The sequence below is a fragment of the Pseudoalteromonas sp. c7(2019) genome (genome assembly GCF_011378625.1).
In the GTDB taxonomy this organism is placed as follows: Bacteria; Pseudomonadota; Gammaproteobacteria; order Enterobacterales; family Alteromonadaceae; genus Pseudoalteromonas; species Pseudoalteromonas arctica.
The window spans coordinates 1-24,271 of sequence record NZ_WTKS01000019.1; the positions used below are offsets into that span (position 1 = coordinate 1).

Annotated in this window: 18 protein-coding genes; 14 read left to right on the plus strand and 4 right to left on the minus strand. The window is 38.7% G+C overall.

Translation table 11 applies throughout. From position 1 onward, the window contains the following. Window positions 1-80 precede the first annotated feature (80 nt). Complete coding sequence (locus GQR38_RS17600; protein ID WP_024589465.1) at window positions 81-1,562, minus strand: FMN-binding glutamate synthase family protein; 1,482 nt, start codon at window positions 1,560-1,562, stop codon at window positions 81-83. A 180-nt stretch (window positions 1,563-1,742) separates the two neighbouring features. Beyond that, entirely contained in the window at window positions 1,743-3,524 is a 1,782-nt protein-coding gene (locus tag GQR38_RS17605; RefSeq protein WP_165722838.1) for a DUF885 domain-containing protein, read from the minus strand. A gap of 358 nt (window positions 3,525-3,882) precedes the next feature. Between GQR38_RS17605 and GQR38_RS17610 the strand changes: the two genes are divergently transcribed. The 14 genes from GQR38_RS17610 to mdoH all read left to right on the plus strand — a co-directional run bounded on the left by GQR38_RS17610 (window position 3,883) and on the right by mdoH (window position 20,394). After that, complete coding sequence (locus GQR38_RS17610) at window positions 3,883-4,869, plus strand: GGDEF domain-containing protein (protein WP_007579862.1); 987 nt, start codon at window positions 3,883-3,885, stop codon at window positions 4,867-4,869. A gap of 83 nt (window positions 4,870-4,952) precedes the next feature. Continuing rightward, window positions 4,953-5,708 carry a bifunctional demethylmenaquinone methyltransferase/2-methoxy-6-polyprenyl-1,4-benzoquinol methylase UbiE gene (gene ubiE, locus GQR38_RS17615; protein ID WP_024589468.1) on the plus strand — a complete coding sequence of 252 codons (756 nt, stop codon included), beginning with the start codon at window positions 4,953-4,955 and terminating at the stop codon, window positions 5,706-5,708. A gap of 11 nt (window positions 5,709-5,719) precedes the next feature. After that, a complete protein-coding gene (locus GQR38_RS17620) occupies window positions 5,720-6,403 on the plus strand; it encodes an SCP2 sterol-binding domain-containing protein (RefSeq protein WP_165722837.1) in 684 nt (227 codons plus the stop codon). Window positions 6,404-6,412: 9 nt separating this feature from the next. Beyond that, window positions 6,413-8,017 carry a ubiquinone biosynthesis regulatory protein kinase UbiB gene (ubiB, locus tag GQR38_RS17625; protein WP_101217598.1) on the plus strand — a complete coding sequence of 535 codons (1,605 nt, stop codon included), beginning with the start codon at window positions 6,413-6,415 and terminating at the stop codon, window positions 8,015-8,017. A gap of 80 nt (window positions 8,018-8,097) precedes the next feature. Next, a complete protein-coding gene (gene tatA, locus GQR38_RS17630) occupies window positions 8,098-8,346 on the plus strand; it encodes a Sec-independent protein translocase subunit TatA (RefSeq protein WP_007579853.1) in 249 nt (82 codons plus the stop codon). Between the two features lie 5 nt (window positions 8,347-8,351). After that, complete coding sequence (gene tatB, locus GQR38_RS17635) at window positions 8,352-8,684, plus strand: Sec-independent protein translocase protein TatB (protein ID WP_165722836.1); 333 nt, start codon at window positions 8,352-8,354, stop codon at window positions 8,682-8,684. A 48-nt stretch (window positions 8,685-8,732) separates the two neighbouring features. Beyond that, window positions 8,733-9,473 (plus strand): twin-arginine translocase subunit TatC, encoded by a 741-nt coding sequence (tatC, locus tag GQR38_RS17640; RefSeq protein ID WP_121953986.1) that lies wholly within the window; start codon window positions 8,733-8,735, stop codon window positions 9,471-9,473. 1 nt (window position 9,474) lies between these two features. Continuing rightward, window positions 9,475-9,990, plus strand: coding sequence for a hypothetical protein (locus tag GQR38_RS17645; protein ID WP_165722835.1), 516 nt, complete (start codon window positions 9,475-9,477; stop codon window positions 9,988-9,990). After that, the gene (locus GQR38_RS17650) at window positions 9,990-10,775 is read left to right on the plus strand and encodes a TatD family hydrolase (RefSeq protein ID WP_024593821.1); all 786 of its coding nucleotides are present in this window, start codon (window positions 9,990-9,992) and stop codon (window positions 10,773-10,775) included. Before GQR38_RS17645 ends, GQR38_RS17650 begins: the two co-directional genes overlap by 1 nt. After that, the gene (locus tag GQR38_RS17655; protein ID WP_165722834.1) at window positions 10,775-12,628 is read left to right on the plus strand and encodes a diguanylate cyclase; all 1,854 of its coding nucleotides are present in this window, start codon (window positions 10,775-10,777) and stop codon (window positions 12,626-12,628) included. Before GQR38_RS17650 ends, GQR38_RS17655 begins: the two co-directional genes overlap by 1 nt. Before the next feature lie 12 nt (window positions 12,629-12,640). Further along, a complete protein-coding gene (gene hemB / locus GQR38_RS17660) occupies window positions 12,641-13,651 on the plus strand; it encodes a porphobilinogen synthase (RefSeq protein WP_007579839.1) in 1,011 nt (336 codons plus the stop codon). Between the two features lie 128 nt (window positions 13,652-13,779). Next, on the plus strand, window positions 13,780-16,512 hold the full coding sequence (locus tag GQR38_RS17665; protein WP_165722833.1) for an ExeM/NucH family extracellular endonuclease: 2,733 nt from the start codon (window positions 13,780-13,782) through the stop codon (window positions 16,510-16,512). A gap of 329 nt (window positions 16,513-16,841) precedes the next feature. Continuing rightward, window positions 16,842-18,461, plus strand: a complete 1,620-nt coding sequence (locus tag GQR38_RS17670) for a glucan biosynthesis protein G (protein WP_165722832.1) — start codon at window positions 16,842-16,844, stop codon at window positions 18,459-18,461. After that, window positions 18,433-20,394 carry a glucans biosynthesis glucosyltransferase MdoH gene (mdoH, locus tag GQR38_RS17675; RefSeq protein WP_024593824.1) on the plus strand — a complete coding sequence of 654 codons (1,962 nt, stop codon included), beginning with the start codon at window positions 18,433-18,435 and terminating at the stop codon, window positions 20,392-20,394. The genes GQR38_RS17670 and mdoH overlap by 29 nt, the downstream gene beginning before the upstream one ends. Window positions 20,395-21,248: 854 nt before the next feature. Here the strand turns inward: mdoH and fusA are convergent. Both fusA and GQR38_RS17685 read right to left on the minus strand, forming a co-directional pair. Then, entirely contained in the window at window positions 21,249-23,333 is a 2,085-nt protein-coding gene (gene fusA / locus GQR38_RS17680; RefSeq protein ID WP_010554859.1) for an elongation factor G, read from the minus strand. A gap of 206 nt (window positions 23,334-23,539) precedes the next feature. Continuing rightward, a complete protein-coding gene (locus GQR38_RS17685; protein ID WP_024589479.1) occupies window positions 23,540-24,265 on the minus strand; it encodes a response regulator in 726 nt (241 codons plus the stop codon). Between the last annotated feature and the right edge of the window lie 6 nt (window positions 24,266-24,271).

Below are 24,271 nucleotides of genomic sequence, written 5' to 3' on the forward strand. Positions count from 1 at the left end.
AAAAAAATCCCCGCTAATTTCTTAGCAGGGATTTGTGTATAAGAGACAGCTATTAGCGCCTTTTTTAGTTAGTTAAAAACTTACTTATAGTTTTCGTAAATTTTATCGAGCGGTTCTGATAAACCACTTTCTTGCACTATACGTACATGTTCACGTTTTAATTCGCGTGCACTAGTCACACCACAAGAATGAGCTATTAGCCCAGCTCCGTAATGAATGTATTTATTATAGTTAGCTACTCGCTGCGCTTTATCAGCTACATTTAAACCACGTTGCAAACGCTCGTTATGCGTAGTGATACCCGTCGGACAGGTATCTTTATTACATTGCATTGCCTGAATACAGCCCAGTGCAAACATATGCCCCCGAGCCGATACAACAAAATCAGCACCGAGCGCTAACGCCCAAGCAACCTTTGAAGGAACAATTAATTTACCTGAGGCGATTATTTTAATACGATCTCGCAGCCCATGTTTTTCAAGCATGTTAACTACAAGCGGTAAACTTTCGCGCAGTGGTAAACCCACCGAATCCATAAGCGGTTGTGGTGCTGCGCCCGTACCACCATCAGCACTATCTATGGTAATAAAGTCAGGTGCAGACTCTATACCACGGTGGTTTATTTCAGCGAACAACGTTTCTAACCATCCGTAAGCACCAATTACCGCTTTAAAGCCTGTAGGCTTTCCTGTCGCGTTACGTACAGTGGCAATCATATCGAGAATATCGGCTGGGTTTTTAATTTCAGGATGACCATTGGGGCTAATAGAATCTTGCCCTTCTGGTATACCCCTAATTTTAGCTATTTCGGCGTTGACTTTGCGCCCTGGTAACATACCACCTTTACCTGGTTTTGCGCCTTGGCTCATTTTAAGTTCAAACATTTTTACTTGTTCGTGAGCCGCTATTTCTTTAAGTTTTTCAGTACTTAAATTACCGTGCTCGTCTCGTGCACCATATTTAGCGGTACCAATTTGGAAAACAATATCAGCCCCCCCTTCTAAGTGATAAGGGCTTAACCCCCCTTCACCGGTGTTCATCCAACAACCTGCTAGTTTTGCCCCTTTTGATAAGGCTCGTACAGCTGGCTTTGAAAGCGCACCAAAACTCATACCAGATACATTGAATAACGAGTTGGTTGTGTAAGGTGTTTTACAGTATGGACCCAAAGTAACATTGCTCGGGTCGAGTGCTTCTTCATCTAAAGTAGGAAAAGCACAGTTCATAAACATAACCGTACCTGTTACTTCTAAGCTTTGCGTAGAACCAAACGCAGCTGTACGGTCAACATCTTTTGCTGCACGATAAACCCAGCTTCGCTCTGCGCGGTTAAACGGCATTTCTTCTCTATCTTGAGCAAAAAAGTACTGTCTAAAAAACTCCCCTTGGCGTTCAAAAAAATATCGAAAGCGACCAATAACAGGGTAATTACGTCTAATAGCATGCTTTGTTTGCGTTACATCTCGAATATAAAAAATAATAACAGTAAGCACAACGAACCCGAGTACAACTATAAACATACTTGCAAATATATCGATACTAAACATTATAAAATTGCTCATTTATGACCCTTGGTGATTTTTAAAATAATACCTAATAAATACTGACCGTTTTAATGAACTAAATGGCTCATTATATTTACTAACTTGCTTGCTTAAAATAACAAATACAAACACTTACCAACAAACTAGTAACTTAAATAGCTATAAAAACAACTCAGTACCCATTTTTTAAAATTATACTTATTTACTTTCCAGCTTAACTGATTCATTTTTTATATACATGCGTACTTGTGTTTCTAGCACTGATAAAGGCACTGAACCATGACGTAATATTTGATGATGAAATTCACGAATATCAAAGTTTTTTCCTAGCGCTTGCTCTGCCTCAGCGCGTAAACGCTTAATAGTTAGCTCACCTATTTTGTACGAAAGCGCCTGTGCAGGCCATGTAATATAACGATCGGTTTCGGTTTTAACGTTATGCAACGAAAGCGCTGTATTTTCGCTCATAAAGTTCATGGCACGCTCGCGACTCCAGCCATACGTATGCATACCTGTATCAACAACTAAACGCGCTGCTCGCCACATTTCATACGTCAAACGACCAAAACGGCTATATGGGTCTTGGTAAAAGCCTGCTTCTAAACCTAAATATTCAGAGTAAAGCCCCCAACCTTCGCCAAATGCCGAAAGGTAAGCATCACGACGATAGCTCGGCAGATTTTCAAGCTCTGCATTAAGTGATATCTGTAAATGATGACCTGGCACTGCTTCGTGCAGCGTTAATGCTTCCAAAACATACAAAGGACGCTTATCTAAAGCGTAAGTATTTACCCAATAATACCCTGCTTCATCATCTCGATTAGAGCCTGAATATCGACCGGTTGTGTATTTAGGTGCAATACTGGCCGGTACAGGTGCTACACCATAAGGTTTGCGCGGTAAGGTATGAAATAACTTAGGCAGTTGTGCATCCATTTTTTTAGCAATATAAGATGCTTCTTTTAAAAGCTGCTCTGGTGTTGTAGCGTAAAATTGTGGATCAGTGCGTAAAAAGTGGATAAATTCAGCAAACGTGCCTTTAAAACCTACCTCTGCTATTACGTTTTCCATTTCACTACGAATTCGCTCAACTTCTTTTAAGCCAAGTTCCTGAATCTCTTTAGGTGTCATGTCGGTGGTGGTGTAGTACTTAGCTCTATTTTTATAAAACGCTTCGCCATTAGGTGTTTCTGATATGCCAATACTTGTACGTGCAAAAGGTCGATACTGCTGCGTAAAAAACACTAAGTAACCTTTATAAGATTTTATAACCTCTTTTTTTATAATGATTTTGGCTTTTTGTTGTAGTGCTTTAAATTCACTGTCGCTCAAACCCGCTGTATTAGTTAAAAAAGGTTTATAAAACTCAGATGTAGTTACATCGTCAACAATGTAAGCATTAATTGAATCTTCATAACCTTCCAATACAGCTTTAGGTTGAGTAAGCCCAGTCTCAAGCCCTTTTTTCATCCAATACATGTTTTGCTCAAAAAAGCGCGGAACTTGCGCCAATCGTGCAAGATACACTTGGTAATCTTCCGGGTTTTTATATTGAGAGCTATTTATTATGTACGACAAACCAGAATGAAACCCATATTCAGAGGTGAGCGGCATATAGTGCGCATTAAATACATATTCATCGACACTGTTTTGTACTTGAGCTCGAATAATATCGAAGTTAATTTGATTTTCATCGCTTAGCTTTTCAATATTAATAGTGTCTAATTCAGCAAGTAATCGCGTTTTATTTTTATATTCTTGCGCTAAAAATTCAGGGGATAAATTTGGCAATAAATAACCTTCAACACCACCTACACTATCGTAAGGGTTAATGCTTTCTCTATAATCAACAATACTTTGCGCTACTTTAGTAAATTGTTGATCTGAATTTTGCATGGTCATTTGGCATGCACTTAATGAGCACAAAACCGTGATACCAAATAAAGATTGGCGAAGTGGCTTAATTAAAAAATGATTCATTATAATGTAACTTAGCAGTGTTATTAATTTCATAAAGCTATCGTAGGGTAAATAAATAGCAAGTAAATGAGACCAACCTCATAGTAATAATCCCTACTTATACCAAGTGTATTAATACGTTACATACATTAAATGAAGTAAAAACCAGCCTAATTGATGAGAAAAACAGCGATTAAGCTGCTAAAGCAAAATTTAAGTTCCCTAACTATCGTTTTTGCTTTTAAATAGCTCGGATAATGATTACTGTATAAAAAAATAATAAAAAGCTCGGACGCATAACCGCCTCATGGAATGAGATATTTTAAAATTTGCACTTATGCGTACTTAGTTGGTATTTAAAATGATGTTCCATGATTCCATGGCTATTGCACAAGAAAAAATGACCAAAGTGTGTGTTTTTTTAGAGCGCTATACGCTCCCACCTACGCCGCTGAATTATCAAGTTATTTATGCTTATACCAGTCAAACTAATCTCAAGCTAAATAAAGCTTTAGACCGTGCTATCGCTGTTGAAGACAATATAGATAGCGTTTTAATTGAACAACTACATTCTGAGTTTTTAAATACTGGCCACAAAGCGCAAGTCAACATGATTCAAAATGTTGATGGTGTTATAAACTCACTTTCTCAAAATTCTCAAGCTACTGAAAAGCAAATAATTCGCTTTGCGGGTCAAGTGAGCGAATGCGTACATTCGCTAGATGAGAACAACATAGAACAAAGCCGTCAAGCGCTTGAAGTTCTTCATAATCAAACCGCCGAATTACTCAACCAACATAAGCAATTTAAGCAAGAACTAAGCAAAGCCAAACAACTACACGAAAAAACACAAAAGCAGCTAACTCAACTTCGTAAACAGCATATTATTGATAGCCAAACAGGGCTTTATAAGCGACATTATTTAACGCAACAAACCCAAGTGTGGACTAATCAACAAAAATCTATTTGCGCAATAGCGATTCAAATAGACAACCTTGATCACTTTACTAAAAATTATGGTGATATTATTGGTGAAGTCATTTTGAGTAAAGTCGCTAAGCAAGTGCAAAAATATGTTTTTCAAAGTGGCTTACCTGGTCGCACAGCAAAAGATCAATTTACTGTTCTCCTCGCCGACATAGACCCAGATACAGCTAATGTTATTGCCGAAAAAGTACGAAATGGGGTCGAAAAGCTACGCTTTGTTAGTTCAAAAACAGGTATCAAGCTACCAAGTATTGGCTTATCACTAGGAATTGCTCAGCATCAACAAGAAGATGATTTTAATCAGTTAGCAAAAAAAGCATCTCATGCGGCTTTTAAAGCACGTTCATTAGGTCAAAGTAGTTACACTGCAGGGCAATAAATCACCTGATAAATCATATTCAAATTGCACCTACTGTGTACAATAAAGTACACTAACCTCTATTGTCACGATAGAGATTAATCATGAACGAAACCGAACAAAAGACCACGCATTTTGGTTATAAAACAGTAGCCGAGAACGATAAAGCTTCTATGGTTGCTGATGTATTTCACTCAGTAGCTGCAAAATACGATGTAATGAATGATTTAATGTCTTTTGGGGTGCATCGTTTATGGAAACGTCAAACTATTGCAAGCTCAGGTGTTCGTAAAGGCCATCATGTACTCGATTTAGCCGGCGGCACTGGCGACTTAACGGCAAAGTTTAGCCAATTAGTGGGCGAAACGGGTCAAGTTGTTTTGGGTGATATAAACTCATCTATGCTTAAAGTTGGTCGTGAAAAACTGCATAATCTTGGATTAGTGGGCAATATCGACTACGTACAAATGAATGCAGAAATGCTACCGTTCCCAGATAATAGCTTTGATGTGATCACTATTGCCTTTGGCTTACGTAACGTTACCGATAAAGACAAAGCATTACGCTCTATGTACCGCATTTTAAAGCCAGGTGGTCGTTTACTTGTTTTAGAGTTTTCAAAACCAGAGCATGACGTACTTAGTAAAGCTTACGATTTTTACTCATTTAATTTATTGCCTACAATGGGTAAGCTAGTTGCTAACGACAGTGAATCGTATAAGTATTTAGCTGAATCTATTCGAATGCATCCAGATCAAGACACGCTAAAAGCGATGATGGAAGATGCAGGCTTTGAGCAAACAACATACCAAAACCTCACAGGCGGAATTGTTGCGCTGCACCGTGGTTTTAAATATTAAGGCTAGCAGTTATGGCGCTTGAGAAAATAACAAAAAATAATAATGATGCAATGCCATCTGAATTTTTTATGTTACCTAATTTTGTACTTTCGCTTATTGAGCGTGTACTAAATCAAGCACTTAGCCTTGACCCACAATTATCTGAAAAGCTAAGCGCCGTTAAACATCAGCGCTTAGTGGTTGAAGTAAGAGATTGGCAACAAAGCATCCAACTTGTTTATAGCGCTGAGCAATTACACTTATACAGTGCTCAAAATAATGAAAACGCAGATTGTATGATCAGCGCAGACATAGACACGCTTTTAGCGCTTAAAAACCCAGCTATGCTTACCCAGTTAATTCGCCAAGATAAGCTCGACTTACAAGGCGATTTAAATATTGCGCAAACTTATAGCAATGCGTTTTCAGGCATTGATATTGATTGGCCTGAACAGCTCTCTAGATACATTGGCGATACCCCCGCTCAGCAGTTATATCTGCACTTAAAAAAACTAAAACAAAAGAGCAGCAAAACCAACACTAAAATAAGTACAATGCTTACAAGTTTATGCCAAGATGAGCTCGCAATTACTATTCACCCATTGGAACTTGAGCAATTTAAACAAAAAAATAGAGAACTCAAAGGCCAAGTCGCTGCTGTTGAGCAGCGTATAAATACCTTGTTAAACTCTTTTTCACCTTCAAACACCCGCTAAGGATTTTTTGTGTCGACTGCACGTTTGTATAACATCACCAAAACATTACTTAGCTATGGGTTAGACGAGCTAATTCCAAAACATAAGATCCCTTGGTTTGGTAAAGTAGCTCGTGGCAGTTTGTTTTGGCTGCGTAATCAGCACAAAGAAAAACCTGCAGGGCTACGCTTACGTTTGGCACTACAAGAGCTTGGTCCTGTTTGGATTAAATTTGGCCAAATGCTCTCAACTCGTCGTGACTTACTCCCTCATGATATCGCTTTAGAGCTTGCGTTTTTACAAGATCAAGTTCAGCCATTTGAAGGCGCACTTGCACAAAAAATTATAGAAAAAGCCCTAGAAATTAACGATATAAGTGAGTTGTTTAGTGAGTTTTCACAAATTCCACTGGCCTCAGCATCTATAGCGCAAGTACATACAGCAAAGCTTATTGATGAGCAAAGCATTGAGCAAGATGTAGTAATTAAGGTTATTAGACCCAATATTTACGAGCAAATTAATGCCGACTTAGCGTTAATGGAAAAGCTCGCTAAGGTACTTGCAAAAGTCCATAACGAATCAAAACGTCTACGCCCCGTTGAAGTGGTTAAAGAATACAAAAAAACACTCCTAGACGAGCTCGACTTAATGCGCGAAGGTGCCAATGGCATTCAACTAAAACGCAATTTTGAAGGCTCTGATTCATTATATATCCCTGCAGTTTACAGTGATTACAGCCGTAGCAATGTGCTGGTAATGGAGCGTATTTACGGTATACCTGTGTCTGATACGGATGCATTACTGGCGCAAAACACTAATATGAAATTACTTGCTGAGCGCGGCGTAGAAGTGTTTTTTACGCAGGTGTTTAGAGACAGCTTTTTTCATGCCGACATGCACCCTGGTAATATATTCGTCTCTCGCGAGCATCCTGAAAATCCAATGTATATCGGTATTGATTGCGGTATAGTTGGTACGTTAAGCAAAGAAGATAAACGCTATTTAGCTGAAAACTTTATCGCCTTTTTTAATCGTGATTATCGCCAAGTTGCACAGCTACACGTAGATTCTGGTTGGGTACCACCAGATACTAGCATTGAAGAATTTGAATTTGCGATTCGCACAGTTTGCGAGCCTATATTTAATAAACCTTTGGCTGAAATTTCATTTGGTCACGTACTCGTAAATCTATTTAATACTGCACGTCGTTTTAACATGCAAGTACAACCGCAATTAGTATTGCTACAAAAAACCTTATTATACGTTGAAGGATTAGGGCGTCAGCTTTACCCGCAACTCGACTTATGGAAAACAGCCAAACCCTTTTTAGAAGATTGGGTGAAGCAGCAAGTTGGACCGCTATCAGTACTGAAGCAAATGTATGCTAACTTGCCATTTTGGGCTGAAAAAATGCCTGAACTACCTGATCTAATTTACCAAAATTTAAAGCGTGCACCACACGCTCATCAACCTCAAGAACAAAAGGTATCTCATAAACCTTTAATATTGAGTTTATTTGGTAGTGCTACAATGATTATGGCAACACTTTGTTATTTACAGCACGATTTAGTAGCTGCAAGCATTGCAATAGCCTTATCTGCTATTAGCTTTATTGCAGCATGGCGCAACGCATAAACTGAGTGCTATTTGCGCTATTGGGCGTATAATTAGTATTTAAAATATACATTTAACCGTTTTATATATTGGAGAAAACCATGGGTTTTGGTGGTATTAGTATTTGGCAATTATTAATTGTTTTAGCGATCATAGTTTTACTTTTCGGCACAAAAAAACTACGCGGTATGGGTGGTGATATTGGAGGCGCTGTTAAAGGCTTCAAAAAAGCAATGTCGGACGACACAGCGAGTGAGCAAGAAAAGTCAGAGCAAATTCAACAATCAGAAAAAAGCACCGTTGACGACTCAACCAATACTGAAAAAAACAAAGATAGCAATAAGGTTTAATTAGTATGGGGATGTGGGAGCTTGTTGTTATTTTTATTGTTGGCTTAGTGGTGCTCGGTCCTGAGCGCTTACCTGTTGCTATTAGAACAGTGAGTAAATGGGTTAAAACCGCTAAATCACTTGCCAACTCGGTAAAAGCCGAAGTAAGTGAAGAACTGCGTATTCATGAACTTCACGAAAACCTTAAAAAAGCAGAACAACAAGAACTAAAAGACTTAAGCCCTGAGCTACAAAGTTCATTAACAGAGCTACAAAAAGCGGCTGAATCAGTTACTCACAGCTACAAAAAAACACAATCTGATACATCAAATAACCAACAATTTGATGAGAAAAAGTGAAATTTATTTCTCACTTTGTGGTCAACTTACTACATGGTATAAAAAATAATGGCTGAGGAAGTAAAATCGGGGTTTGTAGCGCATTTAATTGAGTTACGTGATCGGCTAATAAAAGCACTATTGAGCATTTTAGTTATTTTCATTGCCATAGTATATTTTGCGAATGATATTTACGCCTTTGTTGCACAGCCGTTAGTTTCGCATTTGCCAAGTACTGCGACTATGATTGCAACCGATGTAACAGCCCCCTTTTTTGCACCTTTCAAACTTACTTTATTTGTCGCTTTATTTGCGTCGATTCCGTGGATATTGCATCAAATTTGGGGCTTTATAGCACCGGGGTTATATCAGCACGAAAAAAAAATGCTCATGCCCATTCTCGCCTCAAGTATAATATTATTTTATGGCGGCATAGCTTTTTGTTATTTTGTAGTTCTGCCAATTATTTTAGGCTTTTTTACAAGTACCGGCCCCGAAATGATGACCCTTGCGCCCGACATAAGTAGCTATTTAGGGTTTGTATTAAAACTATTTTTTGCATTCGGTATCGCTTTCGAAATTCCAGTAGCTATTATGCTGCTATGCTGGAGTGGCGCAACAACAACAAAAAGTTTAAAAGAAAAGCGCCCTTATATCGTCGTGGGTGTTTTTGTAGTCGCGATGTTTTTAACACCGCCTGATGTTTTATCACAAACATTATTAGCATTTCCGATGCTTCTTTTGTTTGAACTAGGTTTAATTTTAGCAAAATTTTATACCGCCAAACCACAAAAAGAATCTGAGGAATAAAATGAAAAAACAACTACTCTCACTATTGGTTTTATTAAGTGCGCCTACTTTTGCTGCGCAAACTGAATTTAATACTCAAGCGTTACAGGCATGTAGCTTTATTGAAAATGACTTTAACCGATTACTTTGCTATGACAATACAATTGCTGGTAAATCACTAACAAAGCCAACAATAACAAAAACGCTCACTCCACCAACGGCTAACAATGTACCTCAAGTCGTAGTTGCTGCACCAATTCAAGCAAAGGCAAAAGCTGACGATTTTGGCTTAGAGCACAAAGAATCACAGGTAGAAAAAGAGACTGAAATTAAAGCTATGGTTACTTCAGTGAAAGAAGCAGCTTATGGCGAGTTAATTATTTCGCTAGATAACGGCCAACAATGGCGTCAAATTGGCTCTGACAGCATGCGTTTAAAAGAAAACGATACAATTGTAATCAGCCGTGGTGCATTCAACTCCTTTTTACTGAAACAAGACGGTAAAAACCGCTCTATTCGCGTTAAACGTACTAAGTAATGTCATATACGTTAATTGATGCTGGAGTTAACTTAACTAATCATCAATTTGATGACCAGCATTATGATGTAATTACCCGTGCAAGCGAAGCCGGTGTTACAAATATGCTTATTATAGGTTGTGATATTGCGAGTAGTCAGCAATCACTTGAACTTGCGATAAAACATCTCCAATATTCTACGGCGGGTGTCCACCCACATGATGCTAAATCGGCGACGAATGAATTAGAAGCACAATTAACTGCACTTGCAAACAATAAGCAAGTCATAGCGATTGGTGAATGCGGCCTTGATTATAACCGTGACTTTTCGCCTCGCGATGTACAGCGTAGTGTTTTTAGACGCCACCTAGCACTTGCCGAAAAATTAGATTTACCTGTTTACTTACATGAACGTGATGCAAGTGACGACATGCTAAGTATTTTAAAAGAGTTTAATATTCGCGGTGTACTCCACTGCTTTACGGGTAACTCAGCAGCTCTAAAGCAATATTTAGATTTAGGTCTGTATATTGGTATAACGGGTTGGGTATGTGATGAAAGGCGTGGTAAAGATTTACAACAACTAGTGCCTAGCATTCCTCTAGATCGATTATTAATAGAAACTGATGCACCATTTTTAATTCCACGAACAGTTAAGCCAAAACCTAAATCGCGTAAAAATGAACCTGCTCTGCTTCCTTATATTTGCCAAACAGTTGCGCAACTTTATCAAATAGATGAAGAAGTTGTGGCCCGCAAAACTACAGAAAACTTTTACAATGTTTTTGGTTTAAAGAGCTGCTAATGGCGTGCGCAAAAGCATTACTAAGTTTATTGATGCTTCTTTGCACTTTTTGCTCTTTCGCAAGCCCTGTAATAATAAAACATGATTTTAACTCCCAAAACATTAATAACCTGCATTACTCTTTTGAACCAACTTCGCTATTAGATGCACAACAAAGTAGCCATATACAGTGGCAAAAAAACACAGGTAAACCTCTTAACCTAGGTCTTGAGCAGCGTTCTGTATGGATGAAATTTAAAATAAAAAACACGCTTAGTTATAATACCGAACAACTGTTGTCACTAAACAACCCTCTGCTAAACGACGTTCAAGTATATCAGTTACATAACTCGCAATTAATTTCTCACACCCAAATTGGCGATGGATACCCCCTTAATAAACGTGCGATTAAGAGTGAATCTTTATTAGTTAAACTAATTAGCCCTGCAAATAGCGAAACCATTATTATTATGAGAGTGACGAATAGCTCCGGCTTGCGAGTCCCTTTAACGCTGTGGCAACCAGAAGCTTATTTGGCACATAAAGGTAAACTTAATTTACTCTATGGCTTATTGATTGGTTTTATATTTTCTTTAGGCGTGAGTTGCTTAGTTTTATATAGTTTTTCACGTAAACGTTATTTTGTTTATGCTGGATTAATTACCCTCACATTAGGTAGCTTATTAGCCTACATTTGTGGCTTTGGCCTAAAATATATTCACCCTAATTTGCCAGCGTTACAGCAAGTTATGATCCCTATATTACTTATTCTTATTGCTTTAATGCTTTTGCCTTTACAAAAGCAAATTTGCCATCCAAAGCCCTCTTTTTTACTAATGGTTCAAAAAGTGATAGTTAATGCATTAGGTGTCTCGTTATTGTTTATTTGGCTATTTCCAACCCATATAGTGACACTATTTTGCTTAACTACTATCCCAATCGTTTTAGGCTTTTATATTGCAACTACACTTATGTGCATACGTTTATCACCTTCTAAACCTAATAAAGCGCTACTGCTCGTATTAGTTTTTTTCTTGGTGGTGATGCTTTATTTTATTATTGCAGTAATAGGGTTATACGCCTTTGACAGAAGTACATTAGCATTTGTATTTACATGCTTTTTTAGCTGCACATTTTGTCTATGCTACAGTGTAATGAAGTTATTTATTTTGCAACGTGATGAAGAAGTAATTGCTCAGCAAACCTTGATTGCTGAAAATGCAGCTCAAGATACGCTACTTAAAGAGCGCTTAAAGTTACAAGAAAAAACACGCCAAGAACTCGAATCACAAGTCGACGAACGCACCTTTGAATTACAAGTTACACTCAGAGAACTTGAAGAAAAAAACCGCTCACTTGAGTTACTCAATACCGAAGACGCTTTAACCGGAATAAAAAACAGACGCTTTTTTGATAAAAAGCTAATAATGGAGATTCGTCGGTCTCGCCGAGAACAAACGCCGCTTAGTATTGTTATGCTTGATATAGACCGATTCAAAAGCATTAACGATACATACGGACACATAATTGGCGATCAAGTTATTAAAGCAGTATCTGACCTTATAAAAGATCATTTAAAGCGACCACTCGATGAAGTTGCTCGTTATGGCGGTGAAGAGTTTGTGGTGCTATTACCTAATACCCCCAGCGAAGGTGCACAAGACATAGCTGAAAAAATACGAGCAGCTATCTCAGCCAGTACAGTAACGGTTGCCAATAATGATATTCAATTTACAATTAGCGCTGGTGTATACACCAGCATTGCTGATGATGTTAGCAACCCTCAAATTTTTACTGAGTGCGCCGACAAAGCACTTTATTACGCAAAGCAACATGGCCGTAATCAAGTAATCACTTTTCCATTACCACAGTAGGAGCATATTAATATGGCCCAGTCAGGATTAGACCTTTTCCCGTATACTCGCATGCGCAGAATGCGCCGCAGCGACTTTTCTCGCCGCTTAATGGCCGAAAACCAACTTAGCGTAAACGATTTAATTTACCCTGTATTTGTACTAGAAGGTAAAAATCGTCGCGAAGCAATTGAATCAATGCCTGGTATTGAACGTCTATCGATAGATTTACTATTACTTGAGGCAAAAGAACTTGTTGAGCTTGGCGTACCTGCCGTTGCTATTTTTCCGGTAACCCCTGCGGACAAAAAATCACTATTTGCCGAAGAAGCATATAATGACGATGGCTTAGTGCAACGCACTGTTCGCGCTTTAAAAGAAGCCTTTCCTGAGTTGGGTGTAATTACTGATGGTGCACTTGATCCATTCACGACGCACGGTCAAGACGGCATTATTGATGACACAGGCTATGTAATAAACGACGTAACCACCGAAATTTTAGTTAAACAAGCACTCTCGCATGCAGAAGCGGGCGCTGATGTAATTGCCCCTTCGGACATGATGGATGGCCGTATTGCTGCAATTCGTGAAGCACTTGAAGCTGATGGGTTTGTGCATACCCGTATTATGGCCTACTCAGCTAAATACGCATCTAGCTACTATGGCCCATTTAGAGACGCAATAGGTTCTGCTGGGAACTTAAAAGGTGCCGATAAAAAAACCTACCAAATGGACCCAGCAAACTCTGATGAAGCAATACGTGAAGTCGCATTAGACTTACAAGAAGGCGCTGATATGGTCATGGTTAAGCCTGGCATGCCTTATTTAGATATTGTACGTCGTGTTAAAGACGAGTTTGGTGTACCTACTTTCGCATATCAGGTAAGTGGCGAGTATGCAATGCACAAAGCAGCTATTGATAACGGTTGGTTAAGTGAGGAAGCTACTATAATGGAGTCTTTACTTGCATTTAAGCGTGCAGGCGCTGATGGAATATTGACCTATTTTGCTAAGCAAGCCGCACAATACCTAGCTAAAAAGTAAGGTTTTTATAAAAAGGCGGTTAAACTGCCTTTTATTTACATTTGTTTACATTTTTGTATTATTTTCGTCATATTTATTCTCTAAACTGGTGTCCCATTTTGGGATTAATACACGGGAATAATAAAAAAATGTTTAAAACAAAAATAACACCACTCGCACTTGTTATAGCAAGTCTCAGTGCACCAGCCTCTGCAGATCTAATCATTTCAGAATACATAGAGGGAAGCAGTAATAATAAAGCAATTGAGCTTTATAATAATGCACCTACCTCAATAGTACTTGATGGATACACATTAGGACTGTATTCAAACGGTAGCGATACTGTAGGAAATTCTATTGCTTTAACAGGTGAATTAGCTGCAAATACAACATACGTAATTGCCAACTCCGGCGCAATTGAAGACATACTAAGTATTTCCGATACTACTAGCACTGTTACATTTTACAACGGTGACGATGCTCTTGTGTTAACAAAAGATGGTATTGTAGTCGATAGCTTTGGTCAAGTGGGTGTAGATCCAGGGTCATTTTGGTCTGATGCCTCAGCACAAACGCAAAACAAAACACTCCGTAGAAAAGACAGTATTACAACAGGCCGCACTGATTCAACATCAGCGTTTAGCCCTAGCGATGAATGGGTTCAATTTGATATAGATACATTCGATGGATTAGGTTCTCATTCTGGTTCTGAAGGCAGTGCTCCTGAACCAATTCCAGAACCAGAACCACTTGAACCACTTGTTTGTGGCGCAGAAAAAGTACTAATTAACGCTATACAAGGCGATAGCTCTGCAAGCCCGCTTGTTAATACTTTAGTAGAGTTTGAGGGTATTGTAACCGCAGACTTCCAAGATGATGATCAATTAAAAGGCTTTTTCGTTAGCTCACTTGCTGCTGACATAGATGCAAATCCTCTCACCTCTGAAGGTGTATTTGTTTATTTTGCAGATATTGACGTAAACGTAGGCGACCATGTACGTGTACAAGGTACTGTAGAAGAATATTTTGATGCAACACAAATCGGCAGTGTTAGCCAAGTTGCCGTATGTGGCACTGGTTTAGCTGCAGCAGCTACAAAAATCACTTTACCTTTAGCTGATACAACTGATTTAGAAGCTTTTGAAGGTATGTTAGTTACATTAGAACAACCATTAGTAGTAACTAATAACTTTGGCCTTGGTCGATATGGTGAAGTTGAATTAGCAACAGAACGCTTGTATCAAGGTACCCAAGTTGCATTACCTGGAGATGCAGCTAATGCAGTTGAAACTGAAAATCTACTTAAAAATATTTTACTAGATGATGGCTCTACAGTACAAAACTTAGACCCTACAGCCTACCCAACTCCAGGCTTATCAGCAGAAAATACATTACGTACTGGCGATACAGTTAATACGGTTACGGGGGCACTTGCTTATAGCTTTAGCCTTTACAGAATCCACCCAACTGTAGCACCTTCGTTTATTGCAACAAATGCACGTGAAAATGCGCCTGAACTTAATGCTGAAGCAGATTTACGTGTAGCTAGCTTTAACGTACTTAATTACTTTAATGGTGATGGCCAAGGCGGAGGGTTCCCGACAGCCCGAGGTGCAGATTCAGAAGCTGAATTTACTCGCCAAGAAGCTAAAATTGTAAGTGCCATTAGCGCTATCCAGGCCGATGTTGTTGGTTTAATGGAAATTGAAAATGATGGTTTTGGCGAATTTAGTGCAATTGCAAGCTTAGTAGATGCATTAAATGACGCTGATAGTGCTAACAACTATGCATTTGTTGATTTTAACGTAGATCAAATTGGTACCGATGCAATTACTACCGCACTTATCTATCGTGCTAACAAAGTAGAAGAAGTAGGTACTGCTGCTATTACGACTGAGGCTCCATTTGATTTTAGTAACCGTGCTCCAATTGCACAAAGCTTTAAATCATTAGAAACTGATGAAGTATTTACTGTTGCTGTGTCACACCTTAAATCTAAAAGCTGTGGTAGTGCTTCTGGAAACAATGCAGATTCAGGTGATGGACAAGGCTGTTGGAATGAAATACGCACAGAAGGTGCTAATGCATTCGCAAATTGGCTTGATAGCAAACCAACCGGTGTTGACGACGAAGATACTATTTTAGTCGGCGATATGAATGCTTACGCAATGGAAGATCCTATACGTGCATTTGCTGATAAAGGCTACAAAAATGTAGTTGCAGAAATTGATGGTGATACGCTTGGTTATTCTTACAGTTTTTCTGGTCGCGCAGGTAGTTTAGATCATGCAGTAGCTACCCAATCACTACTTAGCAAAATTGTCGCAGCAACAGATTGGCACATCAACGCAGATGAACCTATTTCTCTTGATTACAATGTAGAGTTTAAAAGCGAAGGTCAACAATCTAGTTTGTATTCTGAAAGTGCATACCGCGCATCAGATCACGACCCTGTAATTATTGATATTAAATCTGAAATCACTTTAACACCTGAAGAACAAACGCCAGTTATTAAAGCTGATCAAGTTTTTGCAGTCGATGAAAACAGCGCAATTGGAACAATTATCGGCACACTCGATTTTAGTGATCCAAATGCCGATGAATCACCAGTTGTTAAATTTATTACATCTGATAATGACAGCGTTTCTATTAACAATCAGGGGCAGCTAATTGTTGCTGGAGAGATTGATTACGAATTTGAAAATCGTATTACTTTAACAGTGCAAGCTCAGGATAGCGTGGGTAACTTATCTAACGTTGAAAAAGTAGCCGTGAAAGTAAATAACTTACGCTCAGATGATGATAATGATGCAGGTTCATTATTATGGTTATCACTTCTTTTAGCACCACTATCAATAGTGCGTCGATTTAAAAAGAAATAACTAAGTTAAATCTAAACATTTAAAAGCCGCTCTTGCGGCTTTTTTATTTTATACAAATGTAATTCAGACAAGCTTCATTAAACCCCCCGTAATATGTTCAGACGATCTGTGAATCTTCTAGTAATTAATCAGTAACAACTACATACATTTGAGTGAATTTTACACAACAAAACCTCAGTGAATTATGTATATAAATATTACCTATTGAAAAATATGAACTTTTATTAAGGTTTAAATTTTGCTCTAAGTTATTTAGAAGATACTTACAAAATAAAATCAATATTTACCCTAAACGTAAAAATAAGTCGTGTTTTTATAAAGGAATGAGAATGAAACAACTAACCCAAAATCTGCCTAAATGGCAAAAGAAGTCAGCACCACTACTGGGTCTACTTATTATTTTTTCGACTTGGGGCAATAGCAACCAAGCGATTGCTGCAACCGTTGATGTAGCAATCCCACAAAGTAGCTTATTTGACGTAATTAGCGCCCGCGCTAAAAAGTTAGCAAGCGAAGAATACGTGGCGCCTAAAAACATTGAGCTTGAAGCACTTAACAATATTGATTATCAAGATTACCGTTCAATTCGATTTAAAAAAGACAAAGCAGTATGGAAAGATGAAGGCCTGTACGAGCTGCAATTATTCCATCCTGGTTTTTTATATAAAACACCTGTGACAATAAATACCGTTGATAGCGACTCTAAACGCAGTCGCTTACCTTTCAGTACTGACTTTTACCAATACGATGGCACTGCTGCACCACTACAAGAAGAAATAGCTAAAAGTGTTGCGGATACTCAACTAGGCCATGCTGGATTTCGTGTGCATTACCCGTTAAATACTAACGAGTATAAAGACGAAGTAATGGTATTTCAGGGAGCATCGTATTTTAGAGTTGTTGGCCCTCAGCAAGTTTATGGATTATCAGCTAGAGGCCTTGCCATTGATACTGCAGAAAATTCAGGTGAAGAATTTCCAATGTTCAAAGAGTTTTGGTTAGTTAAACCAAAGGCCGACCAAACACAAATTACCATTTTTGCATTATTAGATAGCCCATCTATATCGGGTGCATACAAGTTTAATGTTGACCCTACAACTAATATGCTAGTTGATGTTGATATGCAGATATTTGCACGTAAAGACATTAAAAAGCTCGGCGTAGCTCCATTAACGAGTATGTTTTACCACGGTGAAAACAGTACCAAATTTTTTGATGACTATCGCCCTGAAGTTCATGACTCGGATGGCCTATTAACTCAATCTGCTGATGATAAATGGGTATGGCGCCCTCTTAACAACCCTTCACAGCTAAGTGTAACTTCGTTTTCATACAATAATCCAAAAGGTTTTGGGTTAGCTCAACGAGATCGAGATTTTAATAACTATCTGGACACAGAAGCACATTACCACAACCGCCCTAGTCTATGGATTGAACCACAAGGTGAATGGGGAAATGGCCGTGTAGAGCTTGTAGAGATACCTACTGACACAGAAACTAACGACAATATCGTCAGTTACTGGGTACCAGAAAAGCCAATGAAAGCCGGTGATTCGTTAAAGCTAAGCTACAAAATGACGACCTTTAATGCAGCTTTAACTCAGCACGAAAAAGCGAGAGTACTGCGCACAAGGATCGGTAGCGCCGCTTTACCAGGTGAAGACAACCCTCCACCAAAAAGCCATCGCCAATTTACTGTTGATTTTACTGGGTCAGAAATAAATCAACTCTCTGAACAGTTAAAGCTAGATGCCGACATTCAACTTACAACAGGCGAAGTAACCGACGTGAATGTACAAAAACTGCCTGATTCACGCGGATGGCGTGTAGCCTTTAAAATTGCACCACAGGACGATCAACCCGTTGATATGCGTTTATCGTTAAAACTACGTGATAAAGAAATTAGCGAGGTATGGAGTTATGTTTGGTACCCAAATGACATCAAGTAATAAAGGTAAGGGCACTCCAATGCCATTCAAAACATTAAGAGTTTGGCTATTTGCTATTGCAGCGCTTGGCACATCTGGCTACGGCATATCTATTATGTTTGAGATTTTAAGCTCAAACGGTATGACATTACTTGAGTATGCTCTTTTAGTATTATTCTCAATCACTTTTGCCTGGATTGTAACGGCATTTTGTAGTGGAACAATCGGCTTTGTATTACAGCTATTACGAATTGACCCACTTACGCTAAAGCGTATTAAACCAATTGAGTTCAATAGTGAGGCAATTAACGCCCAAAAAACCGCCGTTGTAATGCCTATTTACAACGAAGATACCCACCGTGTTATCGCGGGCTTTGAAGTTAGTCTGCAATCGTTAAAAGAAACAGGTCAACTTGCAAACTTCGATTTTTATCTATTAAGCGACACGCAAGACCCAGAAATAGCTAAAAACGAGCTAAGTGCATGGCATGCATTGTGTGAACGTTTAGGTGATACGGCTAAAAACGTTTTTTATCGTCGTCGCGAAGATAACAAACACCGTAAAGTAGGTAACCTAACCGACTTTTGTGAGCGCTGGGGCAGCCAGTACGACCATATGATTGTGCTTGATGCAGATAGCGTAATGACCGGGAAATGTATGTTAGAGCTTACTACAAGTATGCTCAACAACCCACAAGCAGGCCTGATCCAAACTATTCCGATCCCTGTTCGTCAAGATACCTTTTTTGGCCGCTTTTTACAGTTTGCGTCAGTGCTATATAGCCCAATGCTCGCTACTGGCTCAGCTTTTTGGCAAACTGATAAAGCCAACTACTGGGGTCATAATGCAATCATTAGAGTTGAAGCATTTATAACGTGCTGTGGCTTGCCAACACTAAAAGGTAATGCACCTTTTGGCGGCGAAATTTTAAGTCATGACTTTGTAGAAGCTTCACTACTTCACAGTGCTGGTTGGGATGTATTGTTGCTATCAGATATTGAAGGTAGCTATGAAGAAGTACCAAGTAACATTCTAGACTACGCTGTACGTGATAGACGCTGGGTGCAAGGTAATATTCAGCACTTAGGTTTACTATCGTCATCCAAATTAAAATTAATGAGTAAGCTACACTTTTTACTCGGTGCCACAGCCTATATTTCATCACTAATTTGGCTCTCAATGCTAGCGCTAAGTACTATTGATGCAGTAACGCGCGCATTAAATAGTGATGTGTACTTTAACCGTGTTTATCAATTATTCCCTACATGGCAAATAGCTAAAACCGATCTGATTGATTCACTCTTGTATTTAACTATTGTTATTTTATTAATGCCTAAACTAATGGGCATAATAGTAACCTTAATACATAGAAACAAACGCTTTGGTGGTTCAATTAAGCTCATACTAGGTTCAATCATTGAAACCGTATTCGCTATTATTGTTGCCCCATTAATGATGGTATTTCATGCTTACTTTGTACTTTGTGTGTTTTTAGGTAAAAAAGTGAAGTGGGATGCACAACCGCGCGAAGGTCGTATGGTTCCGTGGAAAGAGGCGTTTGGTTATACGTTATTCTCAACTATTGTGGCTATTGCATGGGGTTGTACGGCTTACTACTTCACGCCAGTATTCTTTTGGTGGTTATCACCTATATTGCTGGGCTTAGTATTAGGCGCTCCGATTATCCGTTATACCAGTAGCATTAAACTCGGTGTACAACTAAGAAAGTTAGGTATATTTATTTGCCCTAGTGAAGTTGATAACGACTCAACTCTAGAAGCACTTAAAATACATCTAAAAGAAATTTCGGTACCAAAGGAAGGTGCTTATCCACAAACAATACCGGCACTACCACAAGAGCAGTTGGTAACAATGCCTATCCAGTCTTTTAAGAAGCCACGCAGGCTAAAGATGAAAGCGCTAAAAGCTAAGGCTATAAAAAAGTTTAATTAGCGCGTTATAAAATACAAAAACAAAAAAGGAGCGATTAATCGCTCCTTTTTGCTATCTAAATTAAAGATCAAGCATTGCATTTATCGCTAATATTTTCAATTTTGTTAGCTAACTTATTGCAGTACATTTTAGAAATAGCTGATTGCGTTTCATCATCAAGTTGCCAGTTATAAAAATGGAACGTTTTACCATTATCTAACTCCACCTTAAAAATGGTGAAAAGAAAAAACGAACTAAATGATACGCAACTAATTTCCTCGCTATTGATATAACGCTTTGTGCATAAACGCGTATAACAAATGCCTGCTTTATAACAATGTAAAAAACGAAGATGAAGAATATTAAAAGTAGTAATAATCAGTAGAGCTGGCATTACAGTGAGAAAAACAATTTTTAGGTTCACAGAAAATATAATATGAATTAAAAATATTAAGCTGAATGCTAAAACGCATTTTGTAAATTGTAGCCACCAGTTTGGTGCTAATTTAATAGATTTCATGATTGTTACGTCTTATATAGAATTAATAGCAAACGTCTCTGCTGCGGAGACTTCCTTATCTGACTTTAGAGCTCTAGTCTAAAAGTGCTAGTATTCTACATTACGTATATAGATGCATCAATAGAAGTTCTTAAAATTCATACAGTTACATTTACTTTACAATTAACCTCTTATAAACCAACCAATTAAGTGATTGAGGTAAATAAATTGCTCTCTAGTACCTTTTTATTAATTAGTAACATAGGACTAATTAATAATAAAAAGTAGTTATAAACAACTAAAAAAATAAAACCAAATTATAGGCAATAAAAAACCCGCAACATGTGCGGGTTTTTTTAAAGAGTTAAAGAGCTAATTACTTAGCAGCTTTTTTCTCTTTTTCTGCAGCGATTACTGTATCAGCAACGTTTTGCGGACATGCAGCGTAGTGTGAGAACTCCATAGAGAACTGACCACGACCAGATGTCATTGTACGTAGTGTACCGATGTAACCGAACATTTCTGATAACGGTACGTCAGCTTTAATACGGCTGCCTGTTAAACCAGCTTCTTGGTCTTTCATCATGCCACGACGACGGTTAAGGTCACCGATTACGTCACCAACGTGATCTTCTGGAGTGAACACGTCAACATTCATGATTGGCTCAAGAAGTTGTGCGCCCGCTTTAGGGATCGATTGACGGAAAGCGCCTTTAGCAGCGATTTCGAACGCGATTGCAGATGAATCCACGGCATGGAAACCACCGTCGAAAAGTTCAATTTCAACGTCAAGTACAGGGAAGCCAGCTAGAACACCAGTACCCATCATTGACTTGAAGCCTTTCTCAACTGCAGGCCAGAATTCTTTAGGTACGTTACCACCAACAACTGATGATTTAAACGTGAAACCTGAAGCAACTTCGCCTGGCTTGATGCGGTAGTCGATTTTACCGAACTGACCAGAACCACCAGATTGTTTCTTATGCGTGTAGCTATCTTCAATTTCTTTAGTGATAGTTTCACGGTAAGCAACTTGTGGTTGACCAACAATAAGGTCTACGCCGTAAGTACGCTTAAGAATATCTACTTTGATATCTAAGTGAAGCTCACCCATACCTTTAAGGATAGTCTCGCCTGAATCTTCATCAGTCTCAACTTGGAAAGATGGATCTTCTGCAACCATTTTACCGATAGCAACACCCATTTTCTCATTACCGCCTTTATCTTTAGGCTGTACAGCAATCGAGATTACTGGAGTTGGGAATACCATTGGCTCAAGTGTTACTGGGTGCTTAGGATCACATAGAGTGTGACCAGTTTGCACGTTTTTCATACCTACGATAGCAATGATGTCACCAGCTTGTGCGCTAGTTAATTCGTTACGATCATCTGCTTGCATCTCAACCATACGGCCAACACGCTCAGTTTTACCAGTAAACGAGTTAAGGATAGTGTCACCCTTGTTTAGTTTACCTGAGTAAATACGTACGAATGTTAATGCACCAAAACGGTCATCCATTATTTTGAATGCTAACGCTTTGAAAGGTTCGTCAGTAGATACTACTGCGAACTCGCCATTTTCGTTACCTTCTTCATCCATAAGAGGTTGAGGATCAACTTCTGTAGGACATGGTAAGTAATCAACAACAGCGTCAAGAATAAGCTGCATACCTTTGTTCTTAAACGCAGAACCACAGTATGTTGGGAAGAAAGCAAGGTCACGAGTACCTTTACGGATACAACGTTTGATGTCTTCTAAAGAAGGTGCTTCACCTTCCATGTAAGCTTCAAGTAGTGCATCGTCTTGCTCAAGGGCAGTTTCAACAAGCATTTCATAATACTCGTCAGTTTTATCTACCATGTCTGCAGGAATGTCTGTGATTTCGTAGTTTTCAGGAAGACCAGTGTCATCCCAAACGTATGCTTTTTTAGTTAAAACATCTACAACACCAACAAACTCATCTTCAATACCAATTGGTAAAGTCATGATTAGTGGAGTTGCGCCAAGTACTTTACGTACTTGCTCAGTTACACGGTAAAAATCAGCACCCATACGGTCTAATTTATTTACGAAGATAATACGTGCAACTTCTGAATCATTAGCATAACGCCAGTTAGTTTCTGATTGTGGTTCAACACCACCAGAACCACAGAACACACCGATGCCGCCATCTAGTACTTTAAGTGAACGGTAAACTTCAACTGTGAAGTCAACGTGTCCAGGAGTATCGATAACGTTAAAACGGTGATCTTTCCAGAAACAGCTTACAGCCGCAGACTGAATAGTAATACCGCGCTCAGCTTCTTGTTCCATGAAGTCAGTAGTAGATTCACCATCATGAACCTCACCAGTTTTATGGATTTGACCAGTAAGCTTTAGGATACGCTCAGTAGTCGTGGTCTTACCCGCATCAACGTGCGCGAAAATACCAATGTTTCTGTACTTCGATAAATCTGCCATTAATTTTGCTCTTAATAAAGTCGATAAATTATTCCGCAGGAGTATAACATCACTTAAAGCGAACATCACCATACAAGCCGCTTAAAATGCAATCAATTCAACATATTTTTTTTATCGTCAGAATCTATTAAATATCAAACATAACAAAAAAAACGTAAGGCATTGAAATAAATGAAATTTAATATTTAAGCCTTAGGTACAAAAAGTTACTTCGCTATTTTATAGCAACGTTCAGGGCGGCCAATACTGCCATAACTTTGATCCGCTGTTAACTTACCTGATTCAAGCAAATACTCCAAGTAACGGCGTGCTGTAGAGCGACTAACACCAACCAAATCGCCCATTTGCTGAGCGGTAAATGCAGTGGTTGCGTGCTCTACAAAAGCATCATGTATTTTTTGCAGGGTAAGTTGATCGACCCCTTTTGGTAAACGAACAGACGTGTTGGTTTGCTGCTTTGAACCAAATAACGTATCAACCATTGACTGCGTTACTTCACTTGCATCAGAAAAACATTGCTGACGTGATTCAAAACGTGCGAGTGCTTGATCAAGTCGGTTTAACATTAATGGTTTTACTAAAAAGTCGCATGCACCTAACTGCATTGCTTTTTCAAGGGTTTCGACCTCTTTTGCAGCAGTGAGCAGCATAACCTCACTTTTAATCGTTCGACGTCGTAAGTCGGTCAATAAATCAAGTCCGTTACCATCAGGTAAATGTATATCGAGTAAAATCAAATCGGGTTCAATTGCATGCAGTAAGGCTGTTGCCGTGCTTAAATTACCTGCAATGCCCACTACCTGATACTGTGCTTGCCTTAAACTTTGCTTTGGCGTTTGACTACCTGCGACACCATTTGGTAATAACAAGTACTGCGCTAATAGCTGTGCTACCTCTACTTCGTCTTCAATTATTACTACTGAATACGTCATGTTTAA